The sequence below is a fragment of the Haliscomenobacter sp. genome, from assembly GCF_965225875.1.
In the GTDB taxonomy this organism is placed as follows: Bacteria; Bacteroidota; Bacteroidia; order Chitinophagales; family Saprospiraceae; genus Haliscomenobacter.
The window spans coordinates 1,547,897-1,560,405 of the sequence record NZ_CBDDBS010000002.1 but is presented as its reverse complement, the minus strand read 5'-3'; the positions used below and the strand labels follow the sequence as shown (position 1 = coordinate 1,560,405).

Below are 12,509 nucleotides of genomic sequence, written 5' to 3'. Positions count from 1 at the left end.
GCCCAAACTTATATGGTTAGTCAAAAAGTGTTTTTAAACGCTTAAAAAGGATCAAGTATGAAAATTTTTAAATATATTCCTCTTATGCTTCTGGGTGGCGCATTGAGCTTCCTGGGCTGTGAGGATGAGGTTGTGAACCCTATTGAAGGAAAGGGAGACAACTTTGTACGCATTGCTGAAGGGGCCAATGACGTAACCATTGTAGGCTTCTCCGCAACACCGGGTGAAAAAACGGCACGTTTGCTGGATTTGCTCCGCGATGCCAATTCAGAAAGCTCATTGCAAAGCACTGTAGGCGTTAAGCTGAAAGTTGACAAAGCAGTTTTAGATGCATTCAATGCAGCTCACCCCGCAGATGCAATGGTAGAACTGCCCGCCAGCTTGTACACTACGGATCCATTGGAGTTTACGTTGGGTGCAGGCGAGTTTGCCCGTGGTGTCAACATCAAATTGGATCCAACCAAGTTGGACCTGACCAAGAAGTATGGCATTGCAGTTAGCCTCGTTGATGCAAGCGGACACAAAGTACGTGACGGACTCGGTTCTGCCGTGTTCAACATCGTAGCCAAAAACGATTGGGATGGCCGTTACCAGGCAACAGGGGTGTTCTCTCACCCTACGGCTGGCGACCGGGCCATCGATCGGGTGAAAGATTTTGTAACGGTTGGTCCACGTGCAGTAAGAGGCGAACTGGGCGATTTGGGTGGTTCAGGGTATTTCATGGTACTAACCGTGAACGCTGATAATTCAGTTACCATCGATCCATCTGGGGTAACTCCAGGCCTCAAGACCGATTACCAGCCGAACTATTACGATCCAGCTACGAAAACTTTCTTCCTGAAATATTCGTACAATACTGCTGCTCCTCGTATCGTGACAGAGCAAATCAAGCTGAAGTAATTTTTAAGCTTGCCTAATTTTATTCAGCGTACTCGAAGGCTGATCCAATTTTATTGGGTCAGCCTTTGTTTTTTTTGGGCATTTTTTGTTCTATGAACTGCTTTTTTTTTTACCGTTTATGCGAACAATTTTCAAAAACTTGAAAAAATGTTATTGCAATCTTAAACATTCATCTAAATTTGGCAACGGATTGGTTTAACAAAACAAGTAAAATCGAATTAGTATGAAAAAACACTTACTAGCACTTGTGCTGGTGGTCGCTGCTATTGTACCTGCATTAGCGCAACGAACCATCACAGGCAAAGTGACCGACACAAAAGGTGAAGCGCTCATCGGAGCCAATATTTTTGTGTTGAAGACGACAGTCGGAACAGTGTCCGACGTAAATGGGAGTTTCTCATTAGCCCTACCTGCCGGAGCAGAAGTCATCTCTGTGAGCTACACGGGTTTCACTACCAAAGAAATTGAAGTTGGTAACCTTTCAACCATTGATGTTCAATTGGAAGAAGGTTCGATCTTGAATGAAGTGGTCATCACTGCGTTGGGTATCCAAAAACAACCTAAAGAGTTAGGTTATTCGGTTGCACGCATTGCGGGCGACGATATTACCCAAGGTAAGGTAACCAACCTCCAAAACGGTTTGGTAGGTAAAGTATCAGGGCTTAACGTATCTACTGTCAACAATGGCGTGAATGCAGACACTCGGATTGTACTCCGTGGTATTCGCTCCTTGCTTGGTAACAACCAGGCCCTCTTGGTTGTAGACGGTACTCCAGTAGCACTGAGCTTCATCAACTCCATCAACCCCAATGACGTACAGAGTGTCAACGTACTGAAAGGTGCGAACGCAGCTGCATTGTACGGCCCAGAAGGGGTGAACGGGGTAATCGTAGTCAACACCAAAAAAGGTTCTTCAGGTGGTAAACCACAAATCACAGTGGGTAACACTACCTTGTTTGAAGACATCTCTGTCTTTATGAAAATGCAAGACCGCTTTGGTTCTGGTTCTGCATTTAACTCCTTTGGCGATGGTATTTATGATCCCATCGAAAACCAGTCTTGGGGTCCAGCGTTTGACGGTACCATCCGTGAAGTAGGCCAGGTTACTGAAGATGGACAGCTTCAGGAATTGCCTTATACTTATTTGCCTGACGAAAAAAGGAATTTTTTCAACACTGGTGTGAACATCCAAAATGATGTTTCGGTAAGTAGTGGTGATGATAAGTCGAATTTCTTTTTGTCTGTACAGAATGTTCAAATCAAAGGCATTATGCCTAGTGATGTTGGCGACCGTACCACCGTACGTTTGAATGCCGGGAAGACCTTAGGTATTTTCAACGCATCAATGAACTTTGGCTACACGCAGAAGAATTCGGATTTGACTCCACTGACAGCTACCATCTACGATCAGGTATTCCAGGCACCAGGGCAAATTCCAATTACCCGCTACAAGGATTTCCAAAATGATTATTGGTCTAACCGCAATAATTATTACAACGATTACTTTGCTAACCCTTACGAAACGATCTACAACAACCGCGTTGACAGCAGATCGGATGAGTTCTTCGGCAACGTAGCCTTGACTTTGAAGCCTACCAAGTGGATGAGTATTACTAACCGGATGGGGTATACCCTCACGTCGGCAGTAAACCACGCCATCAGCCGCAGAGTCAACTATACCGACTTTGCGATCAGCCACCGTTCTTTTGCTTCAGGTGGTGGCCGTACTGCTTCATTGTCTGACTTTCAGGGTTTCACCAATCGTTTGAACAACGAATTGATCTTGACTACAGACAATACTGTAGGTAAGTTGAACATCAAAGGTTTGTTGGGTAACTTGATCCGCCAGACTTCTCGCAAGGAGACCAGTGTTTCAGGTGGTAACTTGGTTATTCCTACTTTGTTCAACGTGGCCAACCGTACTGGTGAGCCTGGGGCAAGTTCATTTTTTGAAGAAAGCCGCTTGAATTCCGTATTCGGAAGTGTAGCATTTGGCTACGACGATTGGGCGTTTGTGGAAATCACTGGTCGCAACGACTGGGACAGCCGCTTGCCTGCTGAAAACCGCTCCTATTTTTATCCAGGGGTGAGTGCTTCGGTGATTTTGACGGACTTGTTTGAAGGCCTGGGCGATGGTCCAGTCATCAATTCCATCAAGCTGAAAGGCGCTTACGCGAAAACGGGTAACGTAAACTTAGGTGTCTATTCACTGGAATCAATTTTTTCTCAAGCTGGTGGATTCCCATTTGGTACCCTCGCTGGCTTTACAGCTGAGAATAGAATCAACAACCCAACCATTCGCCCTGAGGTAGTAAAATCTACCGAGATTGGTGCTGAATTCGGTTTGTTCAAAAACAAAGTATTGTTCGACATCGCTTACTACTTCCAAAACAACAACGATCAGGTTGTTCCGATCCAAATTTCCTCTTCAACTGGCTACACTTCAGCCTTGTTGAACGCGGCTGAATTTAACAACCGTGGTTTGGAAGTTGACCTGAAATTGCTGCCTTTGATTGAAGCTGGTGGTTTCCGTTGGGAAATGTCGGCCAACTATACCTACAATACCTCAGAAGTAATCTCTATTTATGAGGGTTTGAACGAATTGTTGGTGGGCAACACGTCTTATGTCATCAAAGGATACCCAGCTTACACCCATAAATTGGTGGACTGGGAGCGTACTCCAGAAGGCAAAGTCATCATCGATCCTGTTAGTGGTTATCCCAAGCAGGCTACGACTAGTAAAACCTTTGGCAACACCAACCCAAATCACATCTTTGGGGTTAATTCAGACTTGACTTACAAGGCGTTCAACTTGCGCATAGTAGCAGAATACCGTGGGGGTAACTACATCTTCAATGACATTGGCCGTAGTACAGACTTTACTGGCGTTACTGCATTGAGTGCAACCAATGGTCGTCAGCGCTTTGTATTCCCCAACTCTGTATACTCTACAGATGGTGGTAATACTTATGTTGAAAATACGGACATCGCGGTAAACAACGCACACTACGCCTTCTTGCAGGATGGTCGTTTCCGCAATACCCAAACCAACTACTACAGCTCGGCTGCATTCTGGAAGTTGCGTGAAGTAGCATTGACTTATTCCGTACCAAAGAAATTGTTGGGTGGCGGAAAATTCATCTCAAGAGCAACCGTATCATTGGTGGGAAGAAACTTGTTGATGCTGCGTCCAAAAACCAACCAGTGGACGGATCCTGAATTCGCCAACACGACAGGTAACGACATTGGAACGACTACCGTTGGTCAGACGCCTCCAACCAGAATCATGGGATTCAACGTAAACCTGACTTTCTAACCACAAATGCCGAAACTTATGCAACATTATATCAAAATTTTCATCTTGACCTTTTTTGTCACCGTTCTGGCCAGTTGCTCGGAAGACTACCTGGACATCAACAGTGACCCCAACCGCGCAGTGGAGAGCAACATGACCGCGGCGGTGATTCTTCCACAAGCCATGCTCAATACTGCCAACCGGGTAGGTACTGGTTTTGGCTTTTTGAACAACTGGTTGGGTTACTGGGCACCCGGTGCCAACTACTCACCCAACGGGGAAGAACAATCTTACAACATCACCACGAACTTCGGAGCTGGTTTGTTTACGGGGATCAATGACAATACCTACGATTACGTGTTTGCTGAATTGAGAGCACGTGCTGCCGGGGAAAACTTCTATGCGGCAGTTGCCAAAACTATGAAGGCACACAACTTCGTTCAATTGGTCGATATTTATGACAAAGTGCCTTACACTGAAGCCATGAAAGGGCTAGAGTTTGTGCGGCCTAAATACGACGATGGTAAATTGATTTATGATGAATCCATGAAACAATTGGACTCTGCCTCCATTTTGATGAAAAAGGCGATCGCCGCCAATGAAATTGGTGCAGATGCCCGTTTCCGCGACATCATCTTCAAAGGTGATGGTACCAAATGGCTCAAGTTTATCAATACCCTGAAGTTACGCCACCTCATCCACCAATCAGCAAGAACTGATCGTGCGGCGTACATCACTGCGGAAATTGCCAAAATTACGACTGAAGGTTCTGGCTTCTTGGGTACAGGTGAAGACGCTGCTGCAAAACCAGCGTATACGCAGGACAAAGCCAACGCTTATTATGCTTCATACGGATTCAATACCGCTGGAAACCAGGCCACTGACTTCTGGAGAGGCAACAAAATTGCCATTGGCTACCTGAAAGCAGATAGCGACCCTCGGATTGGTTACTTCTACAAAAAAACGACCAACGCATTCCCTGCCAACGGTGCTGAGCCTTTCAGAACTGAAGCTCCTGCTGAATACCGGGGTAATGAGTATGGCCGTCCGATCGACAACTCTACTTATCCTTACCAAATTGCCAACTTTGTATCTCAAGTAGGTGGAGTTGCTGCTGCTGGACCTGTTTCAGCCAGCTCTTTTGGTCTGGTGAAAGGGTTTGACCAGGCCGCCTGGATTCTTACTTCGGTAGAGTCTATGTTCCTACAGGCTGAAGCCATTCAAAGAGGTTGGTTGCCAGGTGACAAAGAAGCTGCATATAAGGCTGCGGTAAAGGAATCTTTCCGCTGGTTGAATGTAGATTTGAGCAGAGCTGCTGCTGATGCCAGTTTCGACAAGTGGTACCAGACTCAAGATGAGAATGGTAATAAAAACGTGAGCTATGCCAAAGCTGATGACAAGCTCAAGATTGTGTTGTATCAAAAATACCTGGCCATGAACGGCAGCAACCCACTGGAAGCTTGGACCGATTATCGCCGCAACGGTGCCTATCCTGCCATTCCACTTTCTGTGAATCCAGGACGTACCAGCCCTGTTTTGCCCGTTCGTTTGTTGTACCCACAAATAGAGTACAACCTGAACACTGCTAGTGTAACTGCGGTGGGAACGATCAGTCAATTCAACTCCAAAGTTTGGTGGATGAATTGATTTTGTTTAATTTTCAAATACAACACGAATGAAAACCATTTTTAAAATAGCTTTAATAGCCTTAGTTGGATTCAGTTTTAGCGGGTGCTTGAAAGATGAGCCGATTACTGATTACTCGGATACGTCCATCAAACCCGTTATACTCATTCCCAATGGCAATTTCCCTGCGGTGCAGTCCGTCAATCCGATTGCACTGGATTTCAAATCAACCGCACAAACCGTTGATTTGTATGCTCGGGTTTCCTGGAGCAAACCACTGGACAAGGACATCACCGTAACCTTTGCCAAGGATCCTAGCATCATTGCTGCTTACAACACCAAATTCGGTACTAAGTACGAAGAACTGCCAGCTGCAGCGTACAAACTTCCTGCTTTGTCTGTGGTAATTCCTGCAGGCCAACAGGAGGTCAAAGTGCCGATTGAATTGTTTGCCGATAAAATTGATCTGGCCAAAAGCAACATGATTGCTTTCCGCCTGACCGATGCATCTGGCCAAACTGTAGCCAGCAACTTCCGCCAGATCGTTTTCCCTGTATTGGTGAAAAACGTTTACGAAGGCAACTACAATGTGACCGGATATTTCTACCACCCAAGTGCACCTCGAAGCATTAGTGCAACGAAGTACCTGTCCACTGTGTCTGGTACACGTAGCGAAGGCCAGGTAGGTGACCTCGGTGGCTGGGGCTTCCGCTTCGATGTTGCGGCTAACGTTGGTGGCTGGGAAAGTGCGGGCTCTACGCCTGCTGCACCATCTGCTGGGTTCATGACCCTGGACAACCCATTTGGCAATGGTACTTATCCAGGCCCAGGTGGATTCACCAGTGCATTGTTCCCCAATACCTATGATGCTGCGACCAAAACCTTTAAGTTCCACTATGGCTATGCCGGTGGTTCTACAGGGCAGACGGGCTATTCTCGGGAAATTTTTGAGACTTGGAAAAAGCTTTAAGTTAACAAGCAAGTCATAAAAAAGTCCATTTGAGCCTTAGCGGGTTCAGATGGGCTTTTTTTTGTAACTTGTATAGTTTCTGTTATATTTATACGTTAAATCATAAAAAATCTTCCGACATGAAATCAAATCAATTCCTCAGCGTAATGCTGCTGTGCTGCGTTCCCATTCTGGGCTTTGGACAAGCGCGCTCTTTTCGTGACTTCATCGTAGCGGCCAGTTCACCGACCAACCCGAAGGCCAGCGAGACCAACTTTAAAAATGCAGGCGGAACCGATCGCTTCCTGCTCAGTGAATGGGGCAAAGGCTGGGCGCTGTCCCGGGGCAGCGAACTGGTCAAAGACGGTTACGCATTTAACTTCGATTTTGAAAAAAACGAACTCTACCTCCGTAAAGACGATGAAGACATGATGATTGTAGCCGACAACAATAGTGTGCGACGTTTTGTGATCGCCAATGGAACCGATTCGGTTCGTTTTGTCAAAAGTATTGCAATCGATAAAACCAATAAGGTGTTTTTTCAACTCATGGGAGGAAGTACTACCGGAAAAATAGCCTTATTGAAATTGCGCACTTCGAAAGCACTCCCAGTCAATAAAAATGACTATGCCCGCAATGTGAGTGGCGATTATTCCACCCAATATCGTAGTGAAAGTGTGTACTATTTTGTGGATTCGGAAATTGGAGTGAAGGGTTTTGAAAAAATAACCCGCGATGAATTGCTCAAATTATTTCCCCAGCACCAGGCCATCATCGTGAAATTGGTGACCTCGAAGAAAAACATTGACGAAAAAACCTTGATCGCCTTTACGAATGAGGTGAATGGATTGTAATTGATATATATTAAGCTGTACATTCAGCGCAAAATCATGCAAATGTTTTCCAACCCCCGACCCCTAAAGGGGAGTACATTGTACGTTAAATCAAAATGCTCCTTTTTTTTCAAACAGGAAGACGGCATTTTTTACCACCCGAAAATGTACTCCCCTTTAGGGGTCGGGGGTTCTGAGGCTATTTCGCCCCCAAGGGGGCTTGAAACCTTCTGGAGTACTGCATTATTTTTTTCCTTTTTCCTCCTCTTCCACTCCTGCAGCCCCAAACCCCAAAACTTCCAACTCCAGGTTTCCTTGCGCAACGCTCAACCCTGTACCTTCTATTTGTATCGACTTTCAGATAAAGATGGTCCCACTTTGATAGACTCCTTTCAAAATGCCCAACTCGATGCCCAATTTACCTTGAAGGATCCAGCACCATGGAGCGAGGCATTGTACCAACTCAGCATCCCCAATTTGCGCAGCAATTTGTATTTCATTGCGGACGCAGCAAGTATCCAAACCGATATCGATGGCGTTGCTCCACGAAATTATACGACCAGAGGCTCTCGGGGTTCCACTGCTTTACAAAACTTGCAACACATCCAGAATCCTTTGCAAGACAGCATGACCATTCTGAACAATAAAATCAACAACAAAATTGGAGATCAGGCTACCTTGCTCGCCGCATTTGGCATTTTGAGTCAACAAATGAAGGACAACTATTTCCACTTTGCCGATACCACCACTAGCCCCTTGGCTGCTTTGTTCATCACCCAGCAGCTGGATTTTGGCAATGACCGCGCGGGGCACAAGGCATTTATCACCCGCCTGGAAAAACGATTCAGGCAACACCCTCAGTTGGCTGCCTTTATCCAAAAAACGAAAGATTATTTGGCCCTTTTTGAAGTAGAATACGAAATTGGGGATAGCTTGCCCTCCGCCAGTTTTGTGGATCGCAGTGGTCAAATCCAAAGCCCGGCCCAATGGAAAGGGGCCTACTATTTGCTTGAATTTTGGTCAAGTTATTGCGCCCCCTGTCTGTTTAATCTGGAGCAAAAGAAATCGCTATACCAAAAATACCATCCTGATGGCTTCAATATGTTGGCCTTTTCGCTGGATGAAGACCAGGAGATGTTGAATGGTACCCTGCAAAATGGGCAGTATCCCTGGCCAGTGGTGGCTGATTTGAAAGGTTGGGCCAGTCAGGCGGTCAACACCTATAAAATTGACAGTATTCCCTATAATATTCTGGTGGGACCCAGTGGAAAGGTCATTGGTAAAAACATGGATGCAAAGGCCATCGAGGGCTTCCTGAGGCGGGCAAAATAGAGCTTGAAATTTCAAGTTTAAGGCAGATTTGACAAAATAGGCCCAGGAAATGTCGGCTATTTGTCATTTTTTCAACTAGTAACCCATTTTACTAAGCAGCGAATTTTCAAGTTGCTTCGTTAACTAAATGCAATAACATTCGGCGCTTAGCCCGTATTTCTTTTTTCAAACAAACAGCATTTCAACATTCCCAAATAATAGTCTGGAAAAAATACCTGCTCTATCAACACTGTTTTACGCATTTATTCTGCCATTGTTAAAAAATTTAGAAATAGTTATTGCTTTTTTAAACAATGGCTTAATTTTGAGTTAGGATTAGTTTCTTAAACAGATAAAATCGGATTAGTATGAAAAAACACTTACTAGCGCTTGCGCTGGTAGTCTTTGCTATGGCGTCAGCTGTAGCACAAAGGGCTATTACCGGCAAAGTGACAGACAAAAGTGGCGGCCCGCTCATCGGTGCCAGTATCCTTGTGAAAGGAACAAGCAGTGGTAGCGTGACGGATGTAGATGGGACCTACTCCTTAAACGCTCCTAATGGTGCAACTACCCTCGTGGTAAGTTATACCGGTTATGCTACCCAAGAAATCACTCTTGGAACTTCCAACATCATCGATGTAACACTGGAAGAAAGCGCATCTCAATTGGGTGAAGTGGTTGTAACTGCACAAGGTATCCGTCGGGAGAAAAAAGCCTTGGGTTATGCCGTATCCACCGTGGGCGAAGAATTGATTGCGGATCGCCCTCAGGCGGACGTAGGTCGTGTGCTTCAGGGCAAAGTACCTGGGGTAAACATCACTTCTACCTCTGGCGTATCTGGTACCGGTACCAACATTACCATCCGTGGTTATTCTTCGATTACTGGTTCGGTTCAACCTTTGTTTGTAGTGGATGGGGTTCCATTCAACTCCAATACCAACCAGCGGGGTGGTTTCACCCAGGGTGGCCAATCGGCTTCCAGCCGCTTCTTGGACCTGGATCCCAACAACATTGAGAGCATCAGTGTATTGAAGGGTTTGGCTGCAACCGTAACATATGGTGACCAAGGCCGGAACGGGGTAATCCTGATCACTACCAAGAGTGGTAGTAAAAAAGCCCGCAAAGCTGAATTCAGCCTGACTCAGTCTTACTTCACCAACACTGCTCACCTGCCTAAGTATCAAAACGATTACGTAGGTGGTTTCCAACAGAACCTGGGTTACTTCTTCAGCAACTGGGGCCCAACCTTGGATGAAGCAAGAACCTACCCTTCGCAGAACACCAATGCGGCACTGACCCAGCACCCTTACGCCTTTTTGTCCAACGCGGCACTGCGTGCAGCGATGGCCGATTATGTGGCTTCCGTACAGCCTTACAAAATGCAGGTATTCCCCAACAACGTGAAGGACTTCTTCCGTACCGGGAAAATTTACAACACCTCCTTGAATGTATCGGGTGGTAGCGAAAATGTGAGCTACAACGTTTCGGCAGGATACCTCAATGAAGAAGGTTACATTCCAGAAAACGGCTTGAAAAAGTTGAACCTGGGGGTTGGTTTGAATGCCAAGCTGAGCAAAAAACTCTCTGTAATCACCTCCTTTACCTTTGCCAATACCGACCAATTCTCTCCACCTTTGAGTGGCGGTACGGGTAACAACGCCCTGGACTTTCCTTCGGTATTGGGTAACGTAATGTACACCCCTCGTCAGGTTGACTTGATGGGCTGGCCATTCGAAAGCCCAGTTGACGGTAGCTCAGTGTATTTCCGTAGTGGTAACGACATTCCTAACCCACGTTGGGTGTTGAAAAACTACAAAACGACTGGTGTCGTAAACCGTATCTTCTCGGCGACTACCTTCAATTTTGAAATTGCGAAAGACGTTAACCTGCTGTACAAAGTGGGTTTGGATACCTACACCGAAGACCAAGAGTTCCGATTTAACAAAGGAGCAGGTTCATTCTTCCCTAATGGTGCTTACTTCACACGTAACATCAACAACACCATTTGGGACAACTCGGTGATCTTGTCGGCTACCAAACCGATCGGTGCAAAACTGAACGTTTCTGCCCGCGTGGGTGGCAACATGCGCAACGACGTATACAAAGAAGATGGTGCAACCAGCCAAAACCAATTGGCGCGTAACCTCTTCCGCCACAGTAACTTCATCGACAACGTAGCCAGTGATGGTATCTCTGAACAAACCCGGATGGGTATCTTTGGAGAAGTTACGGTTGATTACAGCAACTTCTTGTACTTGAACTTTGCTGGTCGCAACGACTGGACATCTACTGTAGAAAAAGAAAATCGTCGCATTTTCTATCCATCAACTAGTTTGTCCTTCATTCCGACTTCTGCATTCTCTGGATTGGATGGTGGATTCCTTAACTTCTTGAAAATTCGTGCGGGTGTAGGTACTTCGGCTGGTTTCCCCAACCCTTACCAAACGCGTAACACACTTGGCCAGTCCGCTAGAGCCTGGTTGAATGCGGCTGGTGCTGCGGTACAAAGCCACGCGGTAAGTGACTTTTTGGGTAACCCCAACCTCAAGCCTGAGTTGCACACAGAATACGAAGGAGGCATCGAAGCCAAAATGTTCAACAACCGTTTGAGCTTCGACCTGACCGTATACCGTCGCGATACCCGTGACCTGATCACCAACTCTCCATTGGATCCAGCTACTGGTTATACTTCTACTACCATCAACATTGGTAAAATCCGTAACCAGGGTATTGAATTGAGCGCAACCATCACGCCAGTCAAAAATAAGGACTTCAATTGGGACATGACCTTGACTTTCAGCCGCAACACCCCAAAAGTACTTGACTTGGGAGGTACTTTGCAGGAAGTTCAAATCACTGGCTTTGGTGCAGCTTTGGGTAACTATGCCATCGTAGGCAAACCCTTCAACATCATCAAAGGTACAGGTTACCGCCGCAACGATGCCGGCCAGGTTTTGGTGGATGCATCTGGTAACTTGTTGACCACGGCTTCTCCGGTTGTTTTGGGAGACCCTAACGCTGCGTTCAACACCAGCTTGATCAATGGCATCAATTACAAAGGTTTCAGCTTCGACTTCATGATCAGCTACCGTCACGGTGGTGCAATGTATAGCTCTACCGCTGGCGCATTGATGGGTCGTGGTTTGACCGAAGATACTGGTTTGAGTGTTGGTTACGACCGTGCCCAGACTTTCCTCTTCCCAGGGGTTAAAGCGGATGGTACGCCTAACGATATCCAAAACACCGCTGCTGGTGTAGCCTTTAACAACCTCTACTTCTTCGGTGACGAAGGCCGTATCTACGATGGTTCTACCATTCGTTTGCAAGAGGTTTCTTTGACTTACAGCTTGCCACAAAAAATGTTGGCCAAAACGCCATTTAAGACATTGTCTCTGGCTGTTTCTGGTACCAACTTGTGGTACAAAGCACTGCACTTCCCTCCAGGATTGAACTTTGATACAGACAACCTGGGCTTGGGTGTAGGTAATGGTTTGGGCTTCGAATTCTTGACAGGTCCTAGCGCCAGAAGAATTGGTGGTACCTTGAAGTTGACCTTCTAAAACTGGGGTGTCAAAACCTCTATTTAGTCGTTCTA

Annotated in this window: 7 protein-coding genes; all 7 read left to right on the top strand. The window is 46.1% G+C overall.

From position 1 onward, the window contains the following. Positions 1–57 precede the first annotated feature (57 nt). The 7 genes from ACO08K_RS09050 to ACO08K_RS09020 all read left to right on the top strand — a co-directional run bounded on the left by ACO08K_RS09050 (position 58) and on the right by ACO08K_RS09020 (position 12,474). Positions 58–900: a BT_3044 domain-containing protein gene (locus ACO08K_RS09050; protein WP_421796072.1), complete on the top strand. Its 843-nt coding sequence runs from the start codon at positions 58–60 to the stop codon at positions 898–900. Positions 901–1,123: 223 nt separating this feature from the next. Next, positions 1,124–4,216, top strand: a complete 3,093-nt coding sequence (locus ACO08K_RS09045) for a SusC/RagA family TonB-linked outer membrane protein (RefSeq protein ID WP_421796071.1) — start codon at positions 1,124–1,126, stop codon at positions 4,214–4,216. An 18-nt stretch (positions 4,217–4,234) separates the two neighbouring features. Next, entirely contained in the window at positions 4,235–5,842 is a 1,608-nt protein-coding gene (locus tag ACO08K_RS09040; protein ID WP_421796070.1) for a SusD/RagB family nutrient-binding outer membrane lipoprotein, read from the top strand. 28 nt (positions 5,843–5,870) lie between these two features. Beyond that, positions 5,871–6,791, top strand: coding sequence for a DUF1735 domain-containing protein (locus ACO08K_RS09035; RefSeq protein ID WP_421796069.1), 921 nt, complete (start codon positions 5,871–5,873; stop codon positions 6,789–6,791). 119 nt (positions 6,792–6,910) lie between these two features. Beyond that, a complete protein-coding gene (locus tag ACO08K_RS09030; protein ID WP_421796067.1) occupies positions 6,911–7,624 on the top strand; it encodes a hypothetical protein in 714 nt (237 codons plus the stop codon). 144 nt (positions 7,625–7,768) lie between these two features. Beyond that, positions 7,769–8,935 (top strand): TlpA family protein disulfide reductase, encoded by a 1,167-nt coding sequence (locus tag ACO08K_RS09025; protein WP_421796066.1) that lies wholly within the window; start codon positions 7,769–7,771, stop codon positions 8,933–8,935. A 347-nt stretch (positions 8,936–9,282) separates the two neighbouring features. Next, positions 9,283–12,474 carry a SusC/RagA family TonB-linked outer membrane protein gene (locus ACO08K_RS09020; RefSeq protein WP_421796065.1) on the top strand — a complete coding sequence of 1,064 codons (3,192 nt, stop codon included), beginning with the start codon at positions 9,283–9,285 and terminating at the stop codon, positions 12,472–12,474. Positions 12,475–12,509: the final 35 nt, after the last annotated feature.

Coding starts and splice junctions, on each gene's coding strand:
- ACO08K_RS09050 (WP_421796072.1), top strand. CDS start 58: ATGAAAATTTTTAAATATATTCCTCTTATGCTTCTGGGTGGCGCATTG.
- ACO08K_RS09045 (WP_421796071.1), top strand. CDS start 1,124: ATGAAAAAACACTTACTAGCACTTGTGCTGGTGGTCGCTGCTATTGTA.
- ACO08K_RS09040 (WP_421796070.1), top strand. CDS start 4,235: ATGCAACATTATATCAAAATTTTCATCTTGACCTTTTTTGTCACCGTT.
- ACO08K_RS09035 (WP_421796069.1), top strand. CDS start 5,871: ATGAAAACCATTTTTAAAATAGCTTTAATAGCCTTAGTTGGATTCAGT.
- ACO08K_RS09030 (WP_421796067.1), top strand. CDS start 6,911: ATGAAATCAAATCAATTCCTCAGCGTAATGCTGCTGTGCTGCGTTCCC.
- ACO08K_RS09025 (WP_421796066.1), top strand. CDS start 7,769: ATGTACTCCCCTTTAGGGGTCGGGGGTTCTGAGGCTATTTCGCCCCCA.
- ACO08K_RS09020 (WP_421796065.1), top strand. CDS start 9,283: ATGAAAAAACACTTACTAGCGCTTGCGCTGGTAGTCTTTGCTATGGCG.